Annotated in this window: 22 protein-coding genes; 13 read left to right on the forward strand and 9 right to left on the reverse strand. The window is 39.9% G+C overall.

The features are described from left to right. Window positions 1–66: 66 nt before the first annotated feature. Genes KJA62_RS00435 through KJA62_RS00445 form a run of 3 tightly spaced genes read left to right on the forward strand, consistent with a single transcriptional unit; the run spans window position 67 to window position 3,673 of the window. A complete protein-coding gene (locus KJA62_RS00435) occupies window positions 67–813 on the forward strand; it encodes a lysophospholipid acyltransferase family protein (RefSeq protein WP_213318086.1) in 747 nt (248 codons plus the stop codon). Between the two features lie 44 nt (window positions 814–857). Next, window positions 858–2,534 (forward strand): AMP-binding protein, encoded by a 1,677-nt coding sequence (locus tag KJA62_RS00440; protein WP_213318087.1) that lies wholly within the window; start codon window positions 858–860, stop codon window positions 2,532–2,534. A gap of 26 nt (window positions 2,535–2,560) precedes the next feature. Next, window positions 2,561–3,673, forward strand: coding sequence for an aminotransferase class I/II-fold pyridoxal phosphate-dependent enzyme (locus KJA62_RS00445; RefSeq protein WP_213318088.1), 1,113 nt, complete (start codon window positions 2,561–2,563; stop codon window positions 3,671–3,673). Here KJA62_RS00445 and priA read toward each other — a convergent pair. Both priA and KJA62_RS00455 read right to left on the reverse strand, forming a co-directional pair. Further along, window positions 3,602–5,854 carry a replication restart helicase PriA gene (gene priA, locus KJA62_RS00450; protein WP_213318089.1) on the reverse strand — a complete coding sequence of 751 codons (2,253 nt, stop codon included), beginning with the start codon at window positions 5,852–5,854 and terminating at the stop codon, window positions 3,602–3,604. The genes KJA62_RS00445 and priA overlap by 72 nt on opposite strands. Then, a complete protein-coding gene (locus tag KJA62_RS00455; RefSeq protein ID WP_213318090.1) occupies window positions 5,809–6,537 on the reverse strand; it encodes a hypothetical protein in 729 nt (242 codons plus the stop codon). Before KJA62_RS00455 ends, priA begins: the two co-directional genes overlap by 46 nt. Before the next feature lie 184 nt (window positions 6,538–6,721). Between KJA62_RS00455 and dsbH the strand changes: the two genes are divergently transcribed. Both dsbH and lysS read left to right on the forward strand, forming a co-directional pair. Further along, on the forward strand, window positions 6,722–7,222 hold the full coding sequence (dsbH, locus tag KJA62_RS00460; protein WP_213318091.1) for a disulfide reductase DsbH: 501 nt from the start codon (window positions 6,722–6,724) through the stop codon (window positions 7,220–7,222). A gap of 246 nt (window positions 7,223–7,468) precedes the next feature. Next, window positions 7,469–9,079: a lysine--tRNA ligase gene (lysS, locus tag KJA62_RS00465; protein ID WP_213318092.1), complete on the forward strand. Its 1,611-nt coding sequence runs from the start codon at window positions 7,469–7,471 to the stop codon at window positions 9,077–9,079. Here lysS and cysS read toward each other — a convergent pair whose 3' ends face one another. Then, the gene (gene cysS, locus KJA62_RS00470; protein WP_213318093.1) at window positions 9,080–10,528 is read right to left on the reverse strand and encodes a cysteine--tRNA ligase; all 1,449 of its coding nucleotides are present in this window, start codon (window positions 10,526–10,528) and stop codon (window positions 9,080–9,082) included. 250 nt (window positions 10,529–10,778) lie between these two features. Between cysS and KJA62_RS00475 the strand changes: the two genes are divergently transcribed. Further along, a complete protein-coding gene (locus KJA62_RS00475; RefSeq protein WP_213318094.1) occupies window positions 10,779–11,825 on the forward strand; it encodes a thioredoxin family protein in 1,047 nt (348 codons plus the stop codon). Here the strand turns inward: KJA62_RS00475 and rnpA are convergent. Continuing rightward, the gene (rnpA, locus tag KJA62_RS00480; RefSeq protein WP_425513825.1) at window positions 11,800–12,168 is read right to left on the reverse strand and encodes a ribonuclease P protein component; all 369 of its coding nucleotides are present in this window, start codon (window positions 12,166–12,168) and stop codon (window positions 11,800–11,802) included. The two genes, KJA62_RS00475 and rnpA, sit on opposite strands and share 26 nt — an antisense overlap. 17 nt (window positions 12,169–12,185) lie before the next feature. Further along, window positions 12,186–12,323, reverse strand: a complete 138-nt coding sequence (gene rpmH, locus KJA62_RS00485; protein WP_213318096.1) for a 50S ribosomal protein L34 — start codon at window positions 12,321–12,323, stop codon at window positions 12,186–12,188. A 294-nt stretch (window positions 12,324–12,617) separates the two neighbouring features. Here rpmH and rpmJ point away from each other — a divergent pair, with 294 nt between their 5' ends. Further along, complete coding sequence (gene rpmJ, locus KJA62_RS00490; RefSeq protein WP_213318097.1) at window positions 12,618–12,755, forward strand: 50S ribosomal protein L36; 138 nt, start codon at window positions 12,618–12,620, stop codon at window positions 12,753–12,755. A 15-nt stretch (window positions 12,756–12,770) separates the two neighbouring features. Next, window positions 12,771–13,076, forward strand: a complete 306-nt coding sequence (gene rpsN, locus KJA62_RS00495; protein ID WP_213318098.1) for a 30S ribosomal protein S14 — start codon at window positions 12,771–12,773, stop codon at window positions 13,074–13,076. A gap of 46 nt (window positions 13,077–13,122) precedes the next feature. Here the strand turns inward: rpsN and KJA62_RS00500 are convergent, their stop codons facing one another. Next, complete coding sequence (locus tag KJA62_RS00500) at window positions 13,123–13,638, reverse strand: TIGR04086 family membrane protein (RefSeq protein ID WP_213318099.1); 516 nt, start codon at window positions 13,636–13,638, stop codon at window positions 13,123–13,125. Between the two features lie 95 nt (window positions 13,639–13,733). On the opposite strand from KJA62_RS00500, the gene KJA62_RS00505 reads away from it, so the two are divergent. Further along, on the forward strand, window positions 13,734–14,222 hold the full coding sequence (locus KJA62_RS00505) for an Asp23/Gls24 family envelope stress response protein (RefSeq protein WP_425513826.1): 489 nt from the start codon (window positions 13,734–13,736) through the stop codon (window positions 14,220–14,222). A 70-nt stretch (window positions 14,223–14,292) separates the two neighbouring features. On the opposite strand, the gene uvrC is transcribed toward KJA62_RS00505, so the two are convergent. Both uvrC and mutS read right to left on the reverse strand, forming a co-directional pair. Beyond that, on the reverse strand, window positions 14,293–16,101 hold the full coding sequence (gene uvrC / locus KJA62_RS00510) for an excinuclease ABC subunit UvrC (protein ID WP_213318100.1): 1,809 nt from the start codon (window positions 16,099–16,101) through the stop codon (window positions 14,293–14,295). Between the two features lie 9 nt (window positions 16,102–16,110). Beyond that, on the reverse strand, window positions 16,111–18,579 hold the full coding sequence (mutS, locus tag KJA62_RS00515) for a DNA mismatch repair protein MutS (RefSeq protein WP_213318101.1): 2,469 nt from the start codon (window positions 18,577–18,579) through the stop codon (window positions 16,111–16,113). Window positions 18,580–18,756: 177 nt separating this feature from the next. On the opposite strand from mutS, the gene dnaG reads away from it, so the two are divergent. The 3 genes from dnaG to KJA62_RS00530 all read left to right on the forward strand — a co-directional run bounded on the left by dnaG (window position 18,757) and on the right by KJA62_RS00530 (window position 21,600). Then, window positions 18,757–20,541: a DNA primase gene (dnaG, locus tag KJA62_RS00520; RefSeq protein ID WP_213318102.1), complete on the forward strand. Its 1,785-nt coding sequence runs from the start codon at window positions 18,757–18,759 to the stop codon at window positions 20,539–20,541. 124 nt (window positions 20,542–20,665) lie between these two features. After that, on the forward strand, window positions 20,666–21,220 hold the full coding sequence (locus tag KJA62_RS00525; RefSeq protein ID WP_213318103.1) for a CT795 family Sec-dependent secreted effector: 555 nt from the start codon (window positions 20,666–20,668) through the stop codon (window positions 21,218–21,220). 173 nt (window positions 21,221–21,393) lie between these two features. After that, entirely contained in the window at window positions 21,394–21,600 is a 207-nt protein-coding gene (locus tag KJA62_RS00530) for a hypothetical protein (RefSeq protein WP_213318104.1), read from the forward strand. A gap of 42 nt (window positions 21,601–21,642) precedes the next feature. Here KJA62_RS00530 and KJA62_RS00535 read toward each other — a convergent pair whose 3' ends face one another. Continuing rightward, the gene (locus KJA62_RS00535; protein ID WP_213318105.1) at window positions 21,643–24,675 is read right to left on the reverse strand and encodes a glycine--tRNA ligase; all 3,033 of its coding nucleotides are present in this window, start codon (window positions 24,673–24,675) and stop codon (window positions 21,643–21,645) included. A 237-nt stretch (window positions 24,676–24,912) separates the two neighbouring features. Here KJA62_RS00535 and pgsA point away from each other — a divergent pair, with 237 nt between their 5' ends. Continuing rightward, window positions 24,913–25,533 (forward strand): CDP-diacylglycerol--glycerol-3-phosphate 3-phosphatidyltransferase, encoded by a 621-nt coding sequence (gene pgsA, locus KJA62_RS00540; protein ID WP_213318106.1) that lies wholly within the window; start codon window positions 24,913–24,915, stop codon window positions 25,531–25,533. Window positions 25,534–25,552 lie beyond the last annotated feature (19 nt).

The raw sequence follows: 25,552 nt of genomic DNA on the forward strand, positions 1-25,552 counted from the left end.
AAACTGAGGCGTGTGGGGGCTGCTTTGTTATAGTTATAAAAAAGAGCGATATCGAGCTTAAAAGAAGTGTTTAAGAATTTTATAAATTTTTTCATTTTTTATTTTGTAAAGTTTTCGCTAGCTTTGCGTTACCGATTTACTGTTGAAGGCTTAGAAAAACTAGACTTGGACGGGTCTTGTGGTGTTTTGCTCCTTTCTAATCATGTTGCTGAGATAGATCCTGTTATCATAGAGTTTTTGCTCTGGCGAAAGCTAAAGCCGCATCCGTTGGCTTCTAGCACACTATTCAAGTCCCCTTTTGTGCGTTGGGTGTTAGGTCAAGTTGGAGCGGTATCCGTCCCTAGTATTTCCTATTCAGTAAGAGGTAGGGAGGAAAACGAAAGAGAAGTGAAGAAATATTTTGCCAGTGTTTTACAGATTTTAGAAGATTCTGGAACTGTGTTGCTTTATCCATCAGGAAGAATTTCTCGCGAAGGCAGAGAGGTTTTAGGGGGAAATTCTTCGGCCTACGTCTTATTGCAGGAGGTGGAGAAATGCAACGTAGTCTTGGTTAGGATTAGGGGCTTATGGGGGAGCTCATTTTCTAGGTATAACAGGAACACAACGCCTCCCCTGGGGAAGACTTTTAAGCAAAGTTTCTTTGCTCTTTTAAAGAAGGGTTTTTTCTTTTTACCCCGGCGTCCAGTTTCTCTAACTTTAGAGCAAGCAGACTTATCTCTGCTGCGTTCCTTTGTGAGTAAGCAAGAATTAAATCGTTTTTTGGAAGAATGGTTTAATAGAGATCCAGAGAAGGTTTGTTTAGTGCCCTATTAACCAATTGCTTGCATTGGCGTTTTTGTATCTGAAATAAGGAGAGCATGATGGGGCAACAAAAGGATCCCCGTGCGTCGCATAACAGTTGCTCAGGCTTTCGTCGAGGGAAGACTATCTTGGAAAAGTTTCTTCGAGTTTGCGATGACTTGTCTACAAAAACAGTTTGTTTTGAAGATCAACTAGGTTCTCTTAGTTACAAGCGTGTTAAGCGGGCCATTATTGCTTTGGCTAGAGAGTTTAAAAAGTATCCAGGAAAATCGCTCGGTATAATGATGCCGGCTTCCATGGGGGCTTATATCTCTATGTTCGCTACATTACTCTCGGGGAAAATTCCCGTAATGATAAATTGGTCACAAGGGAAAAGGGAGTTAGCTGCGGGATTAGAAAAGACGCAGTTAAGTAAAATCATTACCTCAAAGGTTTTTTTAGAACATTTGAAAAAAATTCGTGAGGAAGAAGGATTGAAGGATTTATTCGATCCAGATCAAATGGGAAAAATTTCTCTTGATGCGCTTCGCCTAGAAAAAATCAGTATTGAAAATGTATCTGATTCACTAAGTTGGATAGATAGGGTCTTAGTCTTTGGGTTGAGTTTTTTACCGATCTCTTTTCTTCTTCGTATCTTTGGTGTGCATAAGTCTTCTGGTGATGATATAGCAATTATGTTGTTTACTTCAGGAACAGAAAATGTTCCTAAGTGTGTGCCTTTAACGCACACCAATCTCATTACAAATCAGGAGGATTGTTTCCCATTTTTTGATATTAAGCCTGAAGATAAAGTAGTTTCTTTCTTACCACCCTTTCACGCTTATGGGTTTAATAGTTGTACCTTATTACCTTTACTTGCGGGACTTCCTTTAATCTTTGTTGCCAATCCACTAAATATTAATCGCATTATTCAGCTCGTAAAAGCAAAGAAAGCGACTATAATGGGCACAACACCTACCTTTTACGGTTATTTTCTGAAGAAAGTAGAGAGTGATCCGGAGCTAGCAAGATCTTTATCTTTAGTTGTTTTGGGAGGAGAGAAAGTTAGTGGAGAATTATATAAAACTTCTGAGGCATTATTGCCTCATGTGACTGTGATTCAGGGATATGGTGCAACAGAAAGCTCTCCTGTTATCACTTTAACTCCTAGGGAATTAAATCATAATGGAGTTGGATATCCTCTGGAACGAGCTTCCGTTAGGGTTTTATGCCGAAAAACATTGAAGCCCCTGCCCAAAGGGAATTCCGGGCTTATCGTTGTTTCTGGCCCCTCTGTGTTTTCTGGGTATTACGGAGAGGACCCAGATTTTGGATTTATTAATCTCGATGGAGAAAGATATTACAACACAGGCGATATAGGGCTCATCACTCAGGAAGAGTACCTGGTTCTTTTGGGTCGGCTGAGTCGATCAGTGAAGATAGGAGGAGAGATGGTAAGTCTTGAGTCTGTAGAGGCCATCCTTCATGAACATTTTCTCACCAGGAGAGGAAAGGTTTGTCATGGAGAAGGGCCTTGCTTTGTCGTATGTGGTGTGGAAAAAGATTTAGAAAAGACTAAACTTTGTTTATTTACTACGTTAGAGTTGTCTCTCCAAGATGTAAATGAAGCGATAAAGCAGGCGGGGACTTATAGTGTTGTAAAAATCTCGGATGTCAAAAAACTAGATGCTATACCTCTTTCTGGCATAGGAAAGCCTAACTATGTAGTGCTGAATAGGTTGTTAAGAGAATAGATAAAAAGAATTGTCGATTGTTTTGTATGGTGAGAAAATTTATAGATTTTGTTTCTAACGATTTTTTAGGGTTTGCTGGATCGCCTTTGCTTCAGCAATCGGTGCAGGAGAAGTACTTGGAAGTAGTGCAAGCTTTCCCAAAAGTAATGCAAGGGTCGGCAGGGTCTCGTCGTATCGTTGGGGGACATCCATTTCTGCCAGTTTTAGAGAAAAAAATAGCCAAATATCATGGGTTTGAGTCTGCTGTTGTGGCTCATTGTGGATATATGGCTAACCTTAGTCTGTGTTATCTGGTGTCTGAGTCCAGTGATGTGATGCTTTGGGATGAGGGTGTTCATGTGTCGATCCGCGAGGGCAGCGCCGTCATTTCTGGAAAAAACGAGTCTTTCATGCATAATGATATGGAGGACCTGGAGAGATTGCTTGTTAAGTACCGTAGTCAAGGTTGTGGCCGTATATTTATTTTTATTTCCACTGTTTATTCATCCGATGGTTCTCTAGCGCCCCTCAACGAAATAGTGGGTCTGTCGAAAAAGTATGAAGCTCTTTTGGTGCTCGATGAGGCGCATGCTTTGGGTATTCATGGATATGAGGGAAAAGGTTTTGGATCTGGAGAATTTAGGGAATATGCTTATGCTGTATTAGTCACTTATGGTAAGTCTTTTGGTGGATTCGGGGCAGCTATACTTTCTTCTAGTTCTGTTAGAGAAGATATTTTAAGAAAAGGTATCCCGATTATGTTTTCTACTGCTCTTCCTCTTCATGCGCTTGTGGTAATAGATAGAGCTTATGAGCATTTTGAAAAGTTTGGCAATTCTTTAAGGAAACAGCTTTTCAATTTAAGGAATTATTTCTCCTCCTTCATTCCTAAATGTTCTCCGGGTTGTGTTCAGTCAATAATTTTTTCTGAATATCAGCATGCTGTTGACTGGGTAAACGCGCTAGAAGAGCATGGCATACAAGTCGGCATTTTTGAATTTGGGTCAACTACTTCCGTCAGAATCAATTTGCATGCATTTAATAGCTATGCAGATATAGATAATCTCTTTGCTGCTATTGGGGAATTTTTAGAAGAAGGTCGTTGTAGGATCGACATCGATCATAAACTTTACTTTTCCAGAGAGCTTAGCATCAAATAGTGCTTTTTGTAGGAAATTATTAATGCGCATCACTTGCTTTCCTTTGATTAAAAATTGGAATCGGAAGAAATCTTTAATCTTGGAATATCCACACGTGGTGATTTCCATGACTTGAAAATCAGAAGAAGATTTTTTTGTCAGTAACGCATGCACTTTCCTTGTTTCTGAAAGGGTTTCTTCAGGATTTTTTCCTATAAAAATACAACGGATTAACCTCTGAAAAGGAGGAAAATCGCATAGCTCTCTTCCAGGAAGTTCTTTTTGATAAAATGTAGAGTAGTCTCTTTCAACTGCAGATAATATCGTAGAATGGTCTGGCAGAAAGGTTTGAATAAGAACTTCTCCAGAAAGTTTGCCTCTTCCGGATCGACCAGCTACCTGTGTTATCAGTTGGAAAACTTGCTCCGAAGCTCTGAAATCTGGAATATGAAGTCCCGAATCTCCGTTGAGAATGACTGATAGCGTAACAGATGGACAGTTCATACCTTTGGCAATCATTTGAGTCCCAATAAGGACATCAGCTTTACCTGTGGAAAATTGACGAAAAAGTTCGTCGTGAGCATTTCTACTTCGAGTAGTATCAGAATCGATTCGAATGATTCGTATCGAAGGAAAAATAGAATACAGAGCTTTTTCTATTTTTTCTGTCCCCATTCCCCTGAATACCAAAGACATAGAATCTCCACATTGTTCACATTTTGTCGGAGGAGGGGAGACAGCATAATTACATAGGTGGCATGACAGAGTATTAGATTTTTTATGAAATGTGAGAGTAACATCACAATGCCTGCATTTTAAAACATATTGACAGGATGAACAGAGCGCACTTGTATAATACCCTCTCCGATTATAAAAAATGACCGTCTGTTCTCCTTTTTTTAAACGTTCTTCTATTCCATTGATTACAGGCTGAGTGAATAAAGTAGAGGAGTGGGATTTTTCTAACTCATTATTCATGTTTATGAGAGATACCTTGGGAGGAATAAGACTAACAGCAGGCTTAGATAATGTTAGGAGCTGATATTTCCCAGACAATGCGTTGTAATAGCTTTCTATACTGGGGGTAGCGCTTCCGAGAAGAACGGTAGCATTGGCTAGTTTTCCTCTCATAACAGCAACATCTCTGGCTTGGTAGCAAGGGGCGCTTTCTTGTTGTTTATAGGCAGTATCATGTTCCTCGTCGACTATAATGAGTCCAAGATTTTTGAAAGGACAAAATAGAGCAGATCGAGGACCTAGGATGACATCTATAGCTCCTTCAGAGGCTTGTTGCCAGGTTTTGCTTTTTTCGCTATCGCTTAACTTATGGTGGAGAATGGCTACTTTTTTCCCTAATCGAGCACGAAATAAATCCATATTCTGTACGGTCAATGCAATTTCAGGAACGAGAAATATGGTGCTTTTCCCTAATTCGCGAGCCTTTTCTATTGCTTGGAAATAAATTTCAGTTTTCCCACTGCCGGTAACACCAAAAAGCAGGTGTGTCAAAAAACTAGCTTTTTGGAGTGATTGAAAAATTGTCTGTACGGCCGAGGATTGTTCAGAAGTTAGCTTTTTAGACTCTGGAAGAAAAAACTCTATGTTATCCAGCTGTAGGTCGTACTCTGTGTTAGTGACTAATTTGATAACCCCAGATTTTTCTAGAGAAAGAACAGGAGAGGTAGAAACGCTTGCTTCCTTTAATAATTCTGCCAGAGTTAGAGAGTGGGTCGAATTAGTGAGAGCTCGAAGTACTCGAGTTTGAGGAGAATCTTCAGATCCCTTTTCGCGAATAAGGGCGCGAAGTTTAGATTTCGACTTTAAGCAAGACACCAAGTAATGTTCTTTTGGCTGTATAAGTGTTTGGGTGCTGCTGGGAATTACCAGTTTTAAAGTCTTCCCGAGAGGACAAAAATAGTACTTACTCATCCAGATGATAAGTTCCAACAGATCTTCAGAAAGGGTAATTCCAGAGTCAATGTTACTGATAATAGGGAAAACATAAGGGCTTTGAGTCTCATTTTTTATCTGTATCACTACTGCGGGCTTTTTCGAGCCTCTTAGAGGAACCAAGACGACGGAGCCCTTAGAAATTTTGTTTTCCAAGTTTTCGGGAATGCCGTAGTCGAGAATTTTGTTAATTGTAGATCCAACAATTACTTCAGCATATTGACGAAAGGTGACTTGCTTAATATGGCCCATAGGTCTTTCTTTAATCCAGTATTGTTGGAATATTCTTCAGAGGAATAGATAGGAATTATAAGAGATTTTTTATCATATGGCAAAGAAACATGAGGAAGGGTGCTAGGGAAGTATTGTTGAGTTACTGAAGGTGATAGCAGAGCCAGAGAATGCTGCGTTAATAATTGTTTAAAGGTGTCCGCAGAACGCACAAAAACGCAGCGGGCTGGGAATAAACGTTGAGTTATTACCTTTGCTAGGCGAGAGATAAAGACGACTTCTTCACAATCTTCTCTGTGGGAAAAGATAGCGCAAGGGATAGCTAACTCAGAGAGAGTCTTATCTTTTAGAGAGGAGAAAGAAAGGCTAGCTATGTCGTCAATGGGATCTATGGGTGACAATGATAACTCCCAGTTAGTGCCATTGTAGACAGGGGCCTTCTTCGGTTTGAATTTGGGAGAGTAGGATGTAGCCGTGGCTTCGTTTTTTAGAGGGCTTTGCAATGGATTGAACGTATTTTTGGAGGAAGTAACTTGCTGAGCAGATCTTAGCTTTGGTCGTATTGCCTTTGGGGAAGAGGAAATTTTTTTTTGCTTTATACTCGTCAAAGAATCTAACGCTTCTATTGTTTTCTCGACATGACAGTAGAAATCCTCAATGTTAGCAGCTAACGAATCAAACAAGTAAGCAACGGAGTTATCCATGATTAGTAAGAAATGGTTCTTTCTAGATAAAACCACCACTATATCTTCTGTTGGATTTATTGCTCCATCAGATCTTATGTCAGTTTTTTGGGTTTTTACCTTGGATTTTATTTTTGTTCTGGCAATAACAAGGTGGTGAGACTTTTTATGAGTACGAATGCATAGAACATACTTCAAGGTTTTTATGAGAACGTTAGTTAAATTTTTGATGACCGTTTTTTGTTTGTTTTCAGTTTCCTGTTGTTACGGAGAGGCTGGCAAAGGTAAGTTGAGAAAGAATGACCGTAAGGAATCTTCTTACAAGACGGCAGTGTTATGGGAGTCTTTAAAACAAGCCACGGAGGCTTCTCAGAAAGATGGGAAGCCAATATGCTTATTTTTCACTGGGTCTGACTGGTGTATTTGGTGTATCCGAATGGAAAAGCAAATTGTTGGAACTTCTGAATTTGCTTCTTTTTCAAGGCAGAATTTACATATGGTCCAAATTGATTTTCCTCAATCTACTCAATTGGACGAGTCGATCAAGCAACAAAATCGCTTATTGAAACAGAAGTATGACGTTAGTGGGTTCCCTGAGATGGTGTTTATTGATGCCGACGGCAAAGTGCTTGCTAGGGCCGGTTATGAGCCTGGTGGGGCAAATCCTTTCATTGTTAAGCTAAAAAAAGAGTTGTCTATAAGATAGACAGAGAAAGAAAAATTTTTGAAATGTAAAGACCCTCTAACTCCTTCCATTGCTGAGAAGGAGTTTTCAGGGGGTGTTCTTGTTTTTGAAAATATTTTTTGGTGAATTTTCGTTCAGATTATCCGAAACTTCTTTCACGCTTCATCTAGATTTTTGTTATTTAAAAAGAGTATACTGCGGAGGAGTGCATCCCTCATGCATGATTTCGTGAGGGATATAATTTTGTGAAAACAAGGATAACACCCTATGTCATCGAAGCCCCCTTACGTAGATCGAGAAGATTTTCTTTATCGCTCGGAAAAATTAAAAGAAATTCGTGAAAGGGGAATCGATCCTTATCCTTATAGGTTTCCTGATGTAGAAACTGTAGATAGTATTTGTTCTCAAGATCTTAGTTCTATAGGAGATAGCGAGGCTGCGCTGGCAAGGCAGACTCCCAAAGTTTGTGTGGCTGGTAGGCTGGTTTTGTTCCGAGCTATGGGAAAAAACGCTTTCGGTAGGATTCTTGATGGGAACTGTAACATCCAGGTTATGTTTAATAGGGAATTCAGTTCTGTAGCTGGACTTGAAGCAAATCAGGATATTACTCCAATGAAATTCATAGAGAAGAAATTAGATCTCGGAGATTTCATAGGAGTTGAGGGTTATTTATTTTTAACCCATTCCGGAGAGCTAACGATTTTAGTAGAAACCGTTACTTTATTAACAAAAGCTCTTCTTTCGCCTCCAGACAAGCATTCTGGGCTTAGTGATAAGGAAGTTCGTTATCGTAAGAGATGGATGGATTTAGCTTCATCTGATGAAGTGCGAAGGACATTTTTAGTTAGAAGCCGTATTCTCAAATTGATAAGAAGTTACATGGATTCACACGGCTTCATTGAGGTCGAGACTCCGATTCTTCAGACGACTTATGGAGGAGCTGAGGCGGAGCCTTTTGTCACGCACGTGAATGCTCTACATGCCGATATGTTTTTAAGAATTTCTCTGGAAATAGCACTTAAAAAGATTTTGGTTGGGGGGACGCAGCGTGTTTACGAAATTGGAAAGGTGTTTCGTAACGAAGGTATAGATAGGACTCATAATCCCGAATTTACGATGATGGAAGCCTATGCGGCTTATTTGGATTACAATGACATCATGGTGTTTGTTGAAAATTTAGTAGAAAGTGTCGTCAAAGATGTCAATTGTGGAAGCACGGTTGTGACATACACTCATGCAAAGCATGGGGAGCAAACTATCGATTTTAAGGCTCCTTGGATTCGTATGACCATGAAAGAAAGTCTCAGGCAGTATGCTAACCTTGACGTAGATTTGTGCAGCGATACTTTTCTTAGGAATGAGTTGCGGGGAAGAACCCTATTAAAAGAGGAGGAATTTGCTAAGGCTCCTCGAGGGTTATTAATCGCTATGTTATTTGATGAGCTAGTGTCCAATGATCTCATGCAGCCTCATCATATAACAGACCATCCAATAGAAACGACGCCTCTTTGTAAGACTTTGCGTTCTGGAGATGCTCAATTTGTCGAACGTTTTGAAAGCTTCTGTTTGGGTAAGGAATTATGTAATGCGTATAGCGAACTCAACGACCCTATGCAGCAGAGAAGATTGTTAGAAGAGCAGCTGCGGAGAAAAGAGATCGTTCCTGGAAGGGAATGTCACCCTATAGACGAGGATTTCATAGAGGCTCTTTGTCAAGGGATGCCTCCTGCAGGCGGTTTTGGTATAGGCATTGATAGGCTGGTTATGATGCTAACAAACTCTGCGTCTATTCGAGATGTGCTGTATTTTCCCCTGATGAAGAAAGTGTTAGCAAACACTTCAGGCGGAGAATCTTCTGAAGAGGGATCGATGGGTTAGTTACTTGCCTAAAAAGGTCAGTTCTGGACCTTCTTTAGTATCCTTTATTTCGTATCCCAGAAGAGTGATCTGATCCCTTAGCGCGTCAGCTAGTTGCCAGTTCTTGTTTCTCCTAGCTTCAGTGCGTTTTTTTGCTAGTGATAAGACTTCTTCTGGAATAGGAGTTTTCTTGGGTTCCATTGAAAGAATGTTTAATACGGAATTGATGCGGATCAAAGCAGCTAAGATAGCTTGCGCATCCTGATAAAAAATACCTTCAGAATGCATCAACTCGTTGGTTTCTTTTACGAGTTCAAAAAGGGCAGCAATTCCTACGGCAATGTTAAGATCATTGCCTATAGCCGTTGTGAAGGCAATCATAAACTTGTTTAAAGCTTTTTTTACAGAATCCTGGACAACTTTTGAAGTATTCGTTGTTTCCGGAATAGCATTCAGACGATCTACAAAAGCCTCTAGTCGACGCAAGGCGCTGCAGCAACCCTCTAGGGAATCGTCAGTGAAATTTAATTGCATGCGATAATGGCTTTGTAGAAGGAGAAAGCGAATCTCTTTGCCTCGATATCCTTTTTCTAGGAGATCCCTTAAAGTAAAAAAATTGCCAAGACTTTTTGACATCTTTTTCCCATTTACTAGAAGATGCTCCGAATGCATCCAAAACCTACTGAAAGTTTTGCCTGTCACACTTTCTGATTGAGCGATTTCGTTCTCATGATGAGGGAAAATATTATCGACTCCACCGGCGTGAATATCTAATGTTTCTCCCAAGCCATGCATGGCCATGGCAGAGCACTCTATATGCCATCCTGGGCGCCCTTTGCCCCAAGGGCTTTCCCAATAGACATTTCCATCACGTTCCTCATTGTAAGCTTTCCAAAGAGCAAAGTCTCCCACATGGTCTTTTTCGTACTCATCTGATTCCATCGGGGTAGATGACGATAGCTCTTCGAGTTTTAAATGCGACAGTTTCCCATAGGGAGGGAATTTACTCACAGAGTAGTAAACCGACTGATCGGATCCGACGTAGGCAATTCCTTTTTCCAAAAGGGAATTAATAAGGGATATCATTTCTGAGATATAGTCCGTGGCTTTTGGGTACATGTTAGCCCTTTCTATGCCTAGCCAGTCTACATCTTGCAAAAATGCGTCTATATATTTTTGTGTGTAAATGCTCAAAGGCTCCTTTTTTTCCGTAGCTCGCCTTATTGTTTTATCATCGACATCTGTAATATTCATTACGTGATTAACTTTATAACCAAAATACTTTAGAGTGCGCTTGAGTATGTCCTCGAAAACATAGGTGCGAAAATTTCCTATATGAGCATAGTCGTATACGGTTGGGCCGCAGGTATAAAGAAGAACCTCTTTTTTGGAGCAAGAGAAAGGTTCTTTTTTCCCTGATAGGGTGTTATGAAGGAGAAGAGGGGCGTCAGAAGTTGAAAATTCTTTCATAAGTTGGCGTATATACTATTTCCAGCTGATTAAGGTTCTTCGGATTATAATTTGTTTGTTGAAAAAATCAAAGATGGGTGTCTAATTCGTAGCTTTATTTTGAGTTATGAAGTATTTTTTTTAAACTTGTCTACTGGTCCTGTTTTTTAGTTTTGTTTTAATCAAAAAAAAGATTATATAACAGAAATTTTAGAGAGCGGTCAGAACGGATCGCCAAGTCAAGGAATGACTATTTCAAGGAGAGGCGCTGGTGATATTAGTAAGAAGGTTTAGGAACGTTAAGTTACTCCGCTCATTGTCCCTATTGCTTTTTGTAAGTACTGTTGCTCACGCTGCTCCAGAGAAGGGTAGGGCATCTTCGGTTTTTTGGTGTACTAGCTACCGAGATGCTTTAAAGAAGGCTAAGGATGGTAATAAAGGAATTCTTATGTTTTTCTCTGGATCTGATTGGTGTGGGTCTTGTATGAAAATCAAGCGGGAAGTTCTTTCCAATCCAGCTTTTATTTCTAAAATTCAGAGGCCTTTTGTTTGTTTAGAAATAGATTTTCCAAGGCACAAGAATTTGGATGAGTCCATTCGAAAGCAAAATATAGCATTAAAGGAGCGGTTTCATGTCGACGAGTTTCCTTGTATGGTGCTTCTAACGAAGGAGGAAAGGGAAGTTTTTCGTGTGATATCTTTCGGTAATGAATCAGGAGAGGGATTGGCTGACCATTTACAACATATCATGAAAAGTGATGAAATTCTCCAAGGGGCCATACCCATTCTCCATAAGCTTTCTTTGGAGGAGTTAAAAGAGTGTTACGATTTGGCTCAGGAGTTGGGTCGTAGAGATATTATTAAAAATATTCTTTCCCTTGGGGTGAAGGAAGATGATTACTTTTTCTTATCCGAACAATTTCGTCTTCTAGTTGAATGTGGAAAGATGGATACCGAAGAGTGTATAAAATTAAAGAAAAGATTACTTTCAAAAGACCCCAAGAATGAGAAACAAACCCACTTCACGGTTGCTATCATAGAGTTTCAAGAGTTAGCAAAAAGGTCTAAAGAAGGCGTTCGCCAAGATTCTAGCCAAGTTATAGCGCCTTTGGAAGCGTATTTAGCTCAGTTTGGAAGGCAAGACAAAGAGAACGTATGGCGCATCGAAATGATGATAGCACAATTCTATTCCGAATCTGATCAGTGGGATTCGGCAAGAAAACACGCCGAAGTAGCTTATGAATTTGCCCCGAGCAGTGTTCGCTCTCACATTTCGCAATCTTTAGACTATATCAAAGATCAGGAATGTTGTTCCTAGGATGCAGTTCTGCATTCATCTGTTTGATTTTTGGGATACACTCCAGGAAATCATCAAACGCGCTTTGCACAGAGGGAACTACCCGGCTTGATTGAGGCATAACGACTATATTACAAGGAGGAAGAGAGGGCCGAGAGTAGCGAAAAGCCTCACGGATCTTTCTTTTGAAGGAATTTCTTTCCACAGCCTTCCCAAATTTTTTCGAGACAGTGATGCCAAGTTTAGCAGAACTTTTTCTAGACGAAGTTACATAAAAAAGAACCCACTTGCCACGGAGGCAGACCCCCTGACGTTGGGTATAGAGAAACTGCTTCCGTTTAAGAATACGAAACTTTTTCGGCAAAGAAAAAGGACCCACGCCTACAGGTCAATTAGAAGATGACGACCATGACGTCGACGACGATTTAAAAGTTTCCTACCACCTTTCGTCTGCATGCGCTTTCGAAATCCTACTGAGGAGCGGCGTTTTTTCTTACTGGGCTGATATGTGCGTTTCACGATAAACCTCTCACCTTTTGCACGCATCTCTCGATCTCAGAGAGAGAAACGCTGACCAAACAGGCGGTAATGGTATCAATTTGTCTAAATAAACATCAACAGTAAACAATACCCCAACCTTTTTTATCCAATAAAGGAAAGCAAGATGATTTTCTAGGTCTGAATTAGTTGAAAAAAAAAGCAAAAGGCAATAAAGTATCCTCTTGTCAATCTGTTGTGCTTCTTGGTGGGAACCATACTGTTCTTTGTGTGCAAACGCCTTGGTTAGCTCGAAGATGTTTTGTAAGGTTGTTTATGAAAGTTAGTTCGTCCATAAAAGCAGATCCCTCCAAAGGAGATAAGTTAGTTCGCAGGTCTGGTCGCCTTTACGTTATCAACAAAAAGGACCCCAACCGCAAACAAAGACAACGTGGTCCTGCACGCAAAAAATAATTTTTAGGATTAAATATGGCCAAAAAATCTGCAATTGCCAGAGAGAAGAAGCGTAGAAAGTTAGTAGATAGAAATTTTAAAAAGCGCTCTGAACTTAGAGCTTTGGCTAAAAGTTTGTTTGCTAGCGAGGAAGAAAAGGAGCAAGCTAGAATTGCTTTAAATAAGATGAGGCGGGATACGGCAAGCATCCGTTTGCACAACCGCTGCCAATTGACTGGGCGCCCAAAAGGGTTTCTAAGAAAGTTCCAGATTTCTAGAATTTGTTTTAGGCAAATGGCTTCTATGGGAGAAATTCCTGGGATTGTCAAGTCTAGCTGGTGAGCTTCAGAGGGCGGGTTCTCCTGCCCTCTGATAGAGTTTTCCTCGTCTATTCCTTCGTTTCCTTAAGGTCTTCTGCCCGCTTCCAGTTCTTCATGCCCTTTTTCCAGACCCATATTTTCTTCCAGTCATCGGCCCTAGGGCTTAAGGTTTTTATCTTCTTATAAAGATCTTGGCGAGGCATGGGGCCTATGGCTTGTTTGTTGAGGTCCAGATAAAACCAACAATCTTCCTCAATCGGTTTTTCCACATCTTCCTTTTGAGACTTATCTAGAATGAAGTGGGTATCAGGAGAAAGAAAAAGGTCGTCATTTATGTTTTCAGGATCTGAGGAATCCAAGGTTTCTAAAAAATCTGTATCGTTTCTGGTGTCTGAATCTTCTTGCTCTTGATCAATCTTTGGAGGTAAAATGAGGAGGAGGAAAATTCCGAAGAAGCCTAGAAAAAGAGTTCCCAGGAACCATCCTACGGGGCTTCTTCCTTTCCGGATAGCCAAGTAGGCGCCAAAAAAGGCTACGATTGCATAGAAAATAAAAAAGAAACCAGGAAGGATTGAGGGTAGCATATTAACCGCTTGAATATTAGACTATCATCTAAATCTTATTATTTCTGTGATGTCTATTTCGCGCTAGTGAAATAGACCAAAAAGGGAGTACTTTTATGGGAGAAAAGCAAAGTTTGAAGCTGGATGTAAAGGAGATTGAGTTCCCTGAAACAGTTTTTAGCCGTGATATTGAAACTCGAGTTATTCAGGTAATCATTCTGCATTGTCTAGCAAAAATTGAAGGAGTTTCTCTGTTAGGAGGAAATTTAATCGATACCTTGTTCGGAAGAGATATAGAAAGAATGAAGGGAATCTATGTCGAGCAGGATACCAAGAATCATTTGGTTAAAGTTAAGGTAGAGGTTAATGTGGAATATGGAGTGTCCATCCCAGAAAAAACTGATGAAATTCAGGGAAAAGTTGTCTCGGAAATTTCCGAATTCACGGGGTTGCATGTGGCTTCTGTTCACGTCATTATCAAAGGATTAAGTCAACCTAAAGATAAGAATGCGGAAGATGCAGGTAGAGAGGAGATAGATGAAGGAGAAAAGGACTTAGTTGAACCCTTACTGTTAGGTGAGGGGGAAGAGGAAATCATAGAATAAGTACGTGTTACTCCACTCTTTGACTTTTCTAGTAGCGGGTTTGGTGATTAAAAGAATCACCAGGCCGCGTTTATTGTTCTGTATGACCATTCTTTAGGGCATATTCAGTGATGCTGAGGACGTCCCTCTTCGTAATCCCTGGGACAGATAGTAATTCCTCTGGAGTTGCAGCGAGGATCGCCGAAGGGCTTTTGAAGAGTTTCAATAGATTGGCCATTTTGATTTTGCCTATTCCGCGAATTTTTATTTGAGATTGTAAGGAAGACTTAGCTCTCACTTTCCTGTGAAAAGATAATACGAACCTGTGAGCTTCATCTCGCAAGCGTTGCAAGAAGTGTAACAAAGGTGAGTGTGGGGGGAGGAGAATTCCTTTTGGGAAATAGGAACAAAAGATGCTTTCTTTTAAAAGGCCTTTCCCGTGGTTACCTTGTTCTTTACTTATTGCTAAGAGATCGATGTTAGAGATGCCTAATTCTTCAAGAGCCTGTTTGGCTGCTGCGAAGTGACCTTTTCCCCCGTCAATAATTATTAGATCCGGTATTTTAAGGGGTCTAGATAAATTAAATCTTTTCTGAAGAATCTCTTTGACAAAGGCATAATCATTTGCCTTATTTGAGGTGCTGATGAGAAAAGTTCTGTAATCTTGCTTTATAAATTGATTATTTTCTAATACAACTAATCCGCCAACAGCTTGAGATCCAGATGTGTGAGCATTGTCGTAACATTCTACTCTATTAGGAAGTCTGGATAGGTGCAACAGTTCTTTAAGTCGTGAACAGAGTGAAAATTCCTCTTCTTTTGATTTAAAATACTCTCTAGCATTTTGAATAGCTAAAGCGACCATGTTTTTTTTATAGCCTCTCTGGGGGCAGAGGATTTTTACGGGGGGGCTTTTTCGCAGAATCTTTGAGAGGACTTTTGGAAGGGGAATCGGAACTAAAATTTCTTGGGGTAGTTGAAAAGAGTCCTCATAGTATTGTACTAAAAAGGAAGTCAATAAATCAGCTTCTTCCTGAGCATTTTCTCGAAAGAAAAAGTGCTTGGCTCCCAATAGTTTTCCTGATCGGAAAGATAAAAGAGTGATAATGACTGACTCTAGGTTTTTAAAAACACCAATGACGTCGATGTCAAAATTGGCGTGACGTTCAACATGCTGGTTAGACAAAGATTTTTTTATCAAAGTTAACGTTCTGTGAACGACTGCTGCCTTTTCAAATTCTAAATTTTCGGACAGGTTTTGCAATTTTTTTTCTAGGAGTTTTATTACCTGAGTTTTTTTCCCAGCGAGAAATAAGGAAGCTTCTTTAATCAATAATTGATATTCCTCGGAGGAGGTATAGCCAACGCAGGGGGCTACACATTTTTTCATGTCGTAAAGTATGCAAGGTCGTTTTCTACTGCTAAACTCTTTGTCAGAACAGGTGCGTAAGGGGAAAAAATTGCAAATTGTCTCTAAAAGTACTTTACAGGCTTCGGAGTTAACATAGGGGCCAAATAAAGAGATTTTTTTATTCTGCTTGGACAGAGCGCGAGTTCGAATTAAGCCAATTTTCGGCCATGGATGTTCTCGATCAATGAGCAGATAAAAAAACGTTTTATCATCTTTTAATAAAATGTTGTATTTAGGTGAATGTTTTTTTATTAAGTTGTTTTCTAAAAGAATAGCTTCGGTTTCATTAGATACGGAAATTGTTTCTATGTCACTTACTTTTTCTAACAGATAGGGGATATGTTCTCTGGAATCTTTGTTTGTAGAAAAGTATGACGAAACACGCTTGCGTAGATTTTTGGCTTTCCCTACATACAATACCGTGCCTGCAGAATCTTTCATGAGGTAAACACCGGGAGATTCTGGAATAACTTTGGTAGATATAGGCATTAGAGGAGCTTAAAAAATAGTTAGTTGCATAGATCTTTCTTTATTACGAGGCTTGGAGTCTTCTTTTGTTTCCATAGAAGACAACAAAACTTGAGCTCTAGCTACCACAGATAAAGGAAACCCAGCTAGCTTTGCAACGTGTATGCCGAAACTTTTATTTGAGGGGCCTTTAATAATTTTGTAAAGAAAAACTGGCTGCGCATTGGACTCATTAATCCCTGCGTGAAAATTCTCTACTTGAGGGAATGAATCCTCCAAATTTGTTAATTCTTTGTAATGAGTCGCAAACAAGGTTTTTGCTTTTCGCCCTTCTGTAGTTAATAAATATTCTATTACCGCTTGCGCGATTGCTATGCCATCATAAGTGCTTGTACCTCTACCAATCTCATCTAAGATTACAAGAGAACGAGACGTAGCATTATGGAGAATGTTTGCTGTTTCTGCCATCTCTACCATAAATGTGGACATACCTTTAGTGAGATTGTCTCCAGCGCCGATGCGGGTGAAAATTTTGTCAATGATACCTATGTGAGCAGATTCTGCAGGTATAAAGGAACCCATTTGCGCCATTATCACTAGCAGGGCAGTTTGTCGTATATAGGTTGATTTTCCTGCCATATTAGGACCAGTAAGGATCATCATACGAGTTTTTGTTCCACGCATAATGGTGTCGTTAGGGATAAATGTAGAACTAGGTAGAAGTTGTTCAACAACGGGGTGCCGGCCTTTATGGATAATTAAATTATCCCCGTTATCTATTAAGGGACGGCAGTAGTTTTCATTGGACGCCAACGTAGCCAATGAATAAACGTAGTCCAGCCGAGCAATTCCCTCGGCCAAAGACAGGATAGCGTTTTTTTCCTTAGCTATGTCTTCACAAAGCTCCTTGAACAGCAAGGCTTCTAAAGCTTGTAGATTTTCTTCTGCATGAAGAGTCTTATCTTCAAATTTTTGTAACTCTTCTGTAACAAAACGTTCGGCGTGCATCCGGGTCTGTCTGCGGATGAAAGTAGAAGGAAGTCCAGACGCTTGCTCTTTGCTGGCTTCGATGTAATATCCCATCAAATTGTTAAAACATACCTTTAGTCGCTTCCCAGTTTCTTGCCGAATTTTTTCTTGATAATCTTTGACCCATGCTTGGGCATGGATCCTAGCGTTACGTAGTTCCTCTATTTCTGGGTGATAATTGTCCTTAAATACGCCACCTTCGGATACTCTTAGGGGGAGTTCTGATAATAATGCGCCCTCTAAGCGGTCGGATAGAGGAATTAAAGTTTCTGTTATTTCAAATGGGAGAGAAAGAAATTCAGGGAGAGCGTAAGAAACTAGCTTATCAAAGATCTCTAAAGAACTGGATAGAGAATTCTTCAGTGTTCCCAAATCTTTGGGAGTAGCTAACTGTGTCGCCACCCTAGTGACTAATCTTTCAAAATCACGTACTTCTTTAAGGCGGACCTGCAAAAATTTTCTTAGGTCCTTCCTATACAGTAGAAACTCAACGGCGTCTTGGCATGCTAGAATGCGATTCTTATCGTAAAAGGGCCGGATAATTCTATTTCTTAATAACCTTCCTCCCATAGGAGTGAGAGTTTGGTCCATGATGGATAGTAGAGAAGAAGCTCGGATATCATCGTTGGATGATCGTAATAGTTCTAGATTAATTTGGGATGCCTTATCAACCGATAAGTATTCTTTTTCGCTGTGTGAGGAAATTTTTGAAACATGATCTAAGGGAAGTAAAAGTTTGTCATGAATGTAAGATAGTAGGCCTCCTGAAGCATTTACTGCTGGAACGGCGCCTTTAAGTCCAAATCCATCCAAGGTGGATACTTTAAAATGCTTAGTTAGTGTTGCATAAGCCAACTTGTGGTCAAAGGTCCAATCTGAATAAACGGAGATGGATAAATTAACCTGGGTTTGGATTTTTTCTAATTCATCACAGTGTTTTTGGGAGAACTTTTCTGAGATTAAAAGTTCTTTGGGTTGTAAGCGAAAAATTTCTTCATGGAGATTTTTAATAGAGTCATACTCGCAAGCGGTAAAAGAACCAGTGGAAATATCTAGAGCTGCGAGGCCAAACAGGGAGCCCACTCTATCCAAAGCTACAATATAGTTATTAGCTTTTTCCGAGAGCAATGATGAATTTAATAGAGTTCCAGGCGTAATGAATCGAGAAATGTCTCTGTTCATTGGACCTTTGGTGGAAGATTTAGATTCTTGCTCAGCTATTGCAACCTTAAATCCCTTCGCAACTAGTTTGTCAACATAGGAGTCTATGTGCAAAACAGGGATTCCCGCCATAGGAATTCCCTGTCTTTGCGTCAGCGTTAGTTCTAGATTGTCTGCCAAAAGTTTTGCATCTTCATAGAAGGCTTCATAAAAGTCGCCAAGCCTGAACAACAACAAGGACTCTCCGGCTTTTCTTTTACAGTTGTGCCACTGCTCCATCATCGGGGTTAGCTTCTTTTCTACGGTCATAAGGCCACAAGATAATTGAAATTCTCGAGGGATGGTAATAATTCTACTCTGTTTATATTCACTCTGGGTATTATATCTACTGAAGGGTTTAAGTTTCTACTATTGCTAGTATTGCTAGATGACAAGCATTTCTGTTGCTTGTGATTTCGTGTTGCTCTCAAATTTTGAGGTGTTGAAATGTACACAGAAGAAAGTTTAGATAATTTGAGACAATCTTTAGATGTTGTGGAGGTATTATCAGAGTACATTTCTCTAAAGAAATCTGGAGCTACTTACAAAGCTTGTTGCCCTTTTCATAGCGAGAAAACTCCTTCCTTTATAGTGAATCCATCGACTTCCCGATATCGCTGTTTTGGGTGTGGAGCAAGTGGCGATGCTCTAACTTTCCTCATGCAACATCAGGGATATTCATTTACAGAGGCCGTTATTCTTTTGGCGAAAAAATTTCGGGTGAACTTGGTTTTGCAGGCCAAAGAAGGGATTCAAGAGTCTAGTAATGAGAAAAATGAACTTAGGGAAGCTTGTTTAGAAGTTGAAAAAATTTTTTGTTATTGCATTCGATTTTTGCCCGAAGGTCATCAAGCTCAAAAATATTTGTTTTCTAGAGGAATAGCTCCAGATACTATAAAAAGGTTTCGCATAGGCTATGCTCCAAGCAGTGAGCTTTTTCTTCAGATGGCTAGGGAAAAAGGTATCCGCAAGGATCTTCTAGCACGGGCTGGAATCATCAAGGAGAAGCATTTGCTCTTTGCTAATCGCATTACCTTCCCAATTCGGGATCTTTTGGGTCGGACAATAGGCTTTTCTTCTAGAAAGTTCCTTTCTAATACTTACGGAGGAAAGTATGTAAACTCTCCCGAGACTATCATATTTAAAAAATCTCGAACTTTTTTCGGAGCAGATTTATCTCGTAGACGAATAGCTAAAGAGGGAAGAGCCATTTTGGTAGAAGGCCAAGTAGACTGTCTACAGATGATAGAGGCTGGATTTAATTGTACTTTAGCTACTCAGGGAACAGCTTTTTCCGAAGAACATGTTCGAGAATTAGAAAAATTAGGAGTGAAAAGGTTGTACCTTTTATTCGATGGTGATCAAGCGGGTAGAGAGGCGGCGCTAAAGGTTGGAGATCTTTGTCAGCAGGCTGGTGTAGCCGTTTTTGTTTGTCTGCTTCCCTCCGGTGAAGACCCAGATTCCTACCTAGTGACCAAGGGAACAGAAAAACTTATTGAATTGATCAATAGTGGCGAGGAGTACCTTGCTTTTATGTTGTTTTCTTCAAGAGCAAAATGCAGCGCAGCTTCTCCAGTAGAGAAAGCTGCGATCATTGAGACTATTTCTTCCAAGATCAAAAAGTGGGGGAACCCCTTAGTTGTCCACGAAAGCTTAAAAAAATTGGCCTCTTTAATGAAGGTGCCAGAAGAACTAGTGGTCGGGAAAGGATCATTTTACGCTGATCCAGTGTTTGCTAAGGTAGCATTCTCTAGAGGAAAAATAAAAAAGAATTTTGACGCCAACTTGATTATGGAGACAGACGTTTTGCGTTGCATGATTTTTTGTAAAGAGAACGACAATTCTATTTTCCAAACAGTCGAAAAATATGTGAAAGAGGATAATTTTAGACACGATGTTTGCCGAAGTATATTCAAGGCGTTAAGCAATCATTACAGAGACAATAAGAAGGGGATGGCTCCAGAAGATGCCTTATACCTTATAAAAGACGAGGAAGTAGTAGAACTTTTAACCAAACGGTTGGTTAATACCTCTGATTTATCAAAAGTCTTGGTGCAGTCGCTTCAAAAACTTTCTGATAGGGAATGGAAAGAGGAACAAGAAACTTTGCGGATAGCAATCAGAGAAAAAGAACAGCGGGGGGAGGAGTGTTCGTTAACTGAGTATGTAGAAGCCTCTAGCAACAGACCTATTGTTTCCTTAGTGAATCCATTGGAGGTTGACAATAAGTAACTTAAATGCTTTTTATGTTCTTTACAATTTTTCTATCTAGTGTCTTTTCTTGTGAAATAATGGTTTTGTTTTATCCTTTCGGTTGAGATAATCCCTCGGAAAGTTTGCAATTCTAGGTGGATTTATGAACAAAATCCTTATGTTTTTATCTTCGTTAGGATTAATTTTGGGAGGTACAACGGCACTTGCTTGTGAGACAAGCATCCCTACTGTTTGTCCTTTCCCTGTTGAAGCTCCGACTGCTGTGGAGAACGAAGGGGTATCTATTTTTCTAAGCTATGAAACGGCTCTTACTGATGCCAACGAGAATGATAAGCCTCTTCTGGTTGTTTTGTTCTCAAAAGAGGCTTCAACTATATTTTCTCCCTTTTTTTCTGGAGACGTTTCTTTTGGAGGTGCTGTAGACGCTTTGTTTAATGTGGTTATTCTGCAGCCATCTTTGGTAGCTCCTCTGATTTATCCTCCCAAAATGGATCCTATGATATTTCGTGTCGCAGATTTTCAGGAAAAGTTTGCTTCGGCCTGTGATTTTGCGCAGAAGAATTATATCTTTATTGTGGATGCGGAGTCTGAGGAGTTACTATTTCAGATGGCTATCCCAAGTGATTTAAGTGGGAATGAGTTATCCGTTTTAGATCTTTTGAAGGAAGTTTTTAACGAAGCTTCTGAGGAAGAATAATTTACAATTAAGATTTCTTTGCAAAAACCCTGGATTGCCAGGGTTTTTTAATATTATTGAATTTATAAATAAAATCTATTAAAATAGGCTCTCTTAATTGTTCATTTTTTTTGGGTTTTATGAGGATAATTCACTTTATATTGTTGCTGGCCCTGTTTTTAGGTTGCTTTTGTTTGATGGGTCAAAGCTCCTCCTATCTTATAGAAAATGCAACAAATCTTTCCGAGTCTGTAGGTACAAGTATTCTTGCAAGGAGGCCAGTGTCCTCGTATGCTAGCGTTGTCGAGGCCGTTGGGACGGGCTTTTTTTCTTCCGAAATGATGGCTGAAGAGGATGCCGCTCAGTGGAAGAACGACGGGGCTCTGCTAGCAAGGATCTAGGAAGTCTTGACTTTTTCGATATCTAAAAACCTGAGAAAAGAACTAGAATCCTATTTTATCTAAAACATAAAACTTATTAAATTGGGTTTCCGCCCTCTCTAGTAGCATTCGTCTTGCGTAGATGACGCAACTTTCTCCCTCGGATACTCTTACTGAATCCAGAAATGTGTTTACTTTGTCTGTCAGGAGTTCCAGATAGGAGAAGTAATTTAGGTCACAAACCTCATCGGGAGCCTCTTGTGATAAAAATTGCAAGAAATCTATTTCCTGGTCTGCTGTTAAAGCTGCTGGGTGTTCACTTGCTTTTACAGATGAATCTATGGAAGCTAGAATGTTTTTGAGTCGCTTGTATCCAGTAAGTATCTTGGTCATCTTGCTTTTAGAAACAGCCCTGAAAGCTTTTAAAGCTTCTGCTCTTTTAAATAGTAAAACAGGGTTAGAACTAGATTTTTCCATAACAGCGGAAATTTCCTCTTTAGAACATTCCAGAGAAGAAGAAAGTAAAGTTTTTAACCTACCTAAAATAAATGAAGTGACTTCTTCAACAATCTTTTTTTCAGGTTCAGATGCCTCAACAGGAGGGAAATGTTTTAAGCAGTTCGATAATACATCTCGGAGCTCAACAGGAACATCCAAAGTTTTCAAAAGAATTAAGATCTCAAGAGATTGTCTTCTCAAAGCATAGGGATCTTGAGAAGAAGAAGGCTTTAATCCTAGCAAGAAACAAGCCAGTATATTGTCAAACCGATCGATAAGGCTTAATAGGGCTCCTAAACGAGAAATAATTTTTTCTTTAGTGATATGGCAAAGATGTTCTCCTATCGCGGTAGAGACTCTATCCGGGAGAGAAGCATTTCGGGCGTAATACCCACCCATGATTCCTTGGAGTTCCGGAAATTCATTCACAACAGAAGAAACCAAATCGGCCTTACAGTAAGTAACACTAGAGATCAGATCTAACTCATCGTACACTGGGACTAAATTTTGAATTATGCCAGCGTGCTTCTTTAACCTTTCCACTTTATCGTGTAAAGTGCCTAATCCTTCAATAAAGGTAACAGAACGCAACTTATCTATGAAACTCTCCAAAGGTGTTTTTAAATCTTGCTCAAATAAAAATTTTCCGTCTGTCAGTCGAGGAACCAAAGCTTTCTCATTGCCCTCAATGATGGTAGAGTTTGGTATGTTATCACAGACAATCGCAAATACATTGGACATACTTCCCTCCAGAGTTTTTAGGGGGAAATATTTCTGATGTTGAACCATTTCCGCGGTTAGAAGCTCTATAGGGAGAGAGCAGAATTTTTTGTCAAAAGAAGCCTCGGCTACGAAAGGGTACTCACTTAGGAAACAGGTTTCCTCGCAAAGTTTATTTTTTGACAAGGCCTCAAGAGCGTGTTTTGCACAGATTTTACTCAGTCCCTCTTCTATCATAGTTTTGCGGACATGGTGGGAGACTATGACCTTAGCTCTTTCCAAGCTAGTTTCATATTCGCTGGCGCAAGTAATTTCAATACGACCGGGTGACAACTGACGATGTCCATAGGAAAAGTTACTCGCAATAACTTTGCCTATCTGTATCGGAACTACAGAGGATCCGTACAAGGCAAGTAACCATCGGATGGGCCTAGCGTACTCAAAGTTAGTTTCGTCCCAAACCATCTTTTTAGGGAATTTCAGATCCTTAATTAGGTTGGGAATAGTTTCAGTTAAAATTTCCGTACTCAAGCAAGAAGAAGCGGGTCGGATTACAAACAAATAGTCGATACCTTTGATCTTTCTAATTTCAAACTGAGGGAAGGAGGCTAAGTCTTCAAAATGTAGGGCTGGGAAACCTTGTGACTCAAAAAATTTCTTCCCACACTCTGTGAGTTTGAGATTTGCATCGTAAAGAGAGGATATTGGTGGGCCCTTTTTTTCTTCTTGTTCTTTGACCGAAAATGGAGACATATTGCGGACATAGACAGTTAGTCTTCTAGGGCTGCCTAAGACAGAGATTCCTGAGTGAGAGATTCCTTGATCTTTGAAAAGAACGTGGATTGCATTTTCTAAATTTTTTATCCCGATTGGGACGAAAGTAGCTGGTAGTTCTTCAGAACCAATCTCCAAGACAAAATCTTGGGGAGTTTTTACAGAGGGACAGAGGTTCAAAGTTGGTCCACAACTAGTATCAGAATCAGTGTTCGGACTCAGTTTCATTAAAGGAAAACCTAAAGCTTCTCTCCATTTGACGTAGGAATCTGCCACCAATCTAGCCAATTGACGAATACGTGCAATATAACGAGTCCTTTCTGTAACAGAAATTACGCCTCGAGCATCTAAGATGTTAAATGCATGGGAGGCCTTTATCACAAAATCGTAAGCTGAGGCAGGAAGGTTAGCTGCTACACATCGAGTAGCTTCCTCGGAGAAATCTTCAAAGTGACGCAACCACATATTTGTGTTAGCTTCATCAAAATTATAATGGCTCCACGTCTTTTCGAAATCATGAACGATATCCCCGTAGGTTAGGGAATCATTCCACATGATGTCATATACAGAATTTTTCTTTTGTAAGTACATGGCAATCCGCTCGATACCATAAGTAATCTCTCCACTAATAGCATCCAACGCTTTACTTCCCACGGATTGGAAATAAGTCATTTGTGTTATTTCCATTCCGTTCAGCCAGACTTCCCAACCCAACCCCCAAGCACCTATGGTAGGATTTTCCCAATCATCATGAACGAAGCGGATATCATGTTCCTGAAGGTCTAATCCTATGGATTTTAGTGAATCAAGAAACAACTCTTGTAGGTTGTTTGGCACTGGCTTGAGGATAACTTGAAGTTGGTGGTAGTTTTGTAGTCTGTTGGGGTGCAGTCCGTACCGACCATCCTGGGGTCTTCTAGACGGTTCAATGTAAGCAGTTCTGTAAGGTTCTGGGCCTAGAGCTCTCAAAAAAGTCGCTGGATTAAAAGTCCCTGCTCCGGTTTCCAAGTCATATCCCTGATGTACCACGCACCCATAGTCGCTCCAAAATTTTAGGATTGCTGTCATCATTTCTTGTAATGTGAGACATTTTTCTCCAGACAATGTGAACTCCCTTTTTGGAACTAGAAATCAAAAACAGACGCGAAACATCAGGGAGAATTGTAGAAGAACTTTGGTATTATAGCAACTTGACTGTACAAAATATGTCGCAGTTTTTTGATTTTTGAGTAATTCAAAGAAAATAAATGATTTTTTGATTTTATTAGTATAGAGTTGTCAGTGCTTGCACTGTAATTCTAATCAGGTTAATTTTTATGTCCTAAGGGTTAGGGGGATGAAATGGGCTTGCCGAACTATCTGACATTTTTCAGGATATTTATCACTCCAATTTTTATGTTAATTTACCTGAAGGGTCGTTGGTTAGGAATATCTCCTGTGCTTCTGCCTTACGTGTTGCTATTGGTTCTGGGGATTTCTGAGTTAACGGATGCCGTCGATGGTTACTTGGCTAGAAAGTTTTCGCAGGTCACTGATTTGGGAAAATTGTTGGATCCCATGGCTGACAGTATTTATCGGAATTCTTTGTTCCTTACTTTCACACAGCCGCCGGTCAATTTGCCTTTGATTTTGGTTTTTATTTTCCTTGCTAGAGATTCTGTGTTAAGCACTCTTCGGACTGTTTGTGCCTTAAGGGGTTTTGCCTTAGCAGCCAGAAAAAGTGGGAAATTAAAAGCGATTTTTCAAGGTGTTAGTTGCGCTTTGATTTTGGTTTTAATGATTCCTTATTCACTGAATGTTTTATCTTCTGACAGATTGGAGTGTATTGCAACTGTGATAGTATCACTGGTTGCATTCTACTCTGTGGCTTCCGGGGTAGAGTATTTATGGATTAACAAGGGCTTTTTGATGCAAATTTTCCAAGGGAAGTTTTCTGGAGATAAAGGTGCATCGGATGAGTAGCATGATCCTAGCTCGTTTT

It is taken from the genome of Chlamydiifrater volucris (genome assembly GCF_902806995.1).
GTDB classification, from domain to species: domain Bacteria; phylum Chlamydiota; class Chlamydiia; order Chlamydiales; family Chlamydiaceae; genus Chlamydiifrater; species Chlamydiifrater volucris.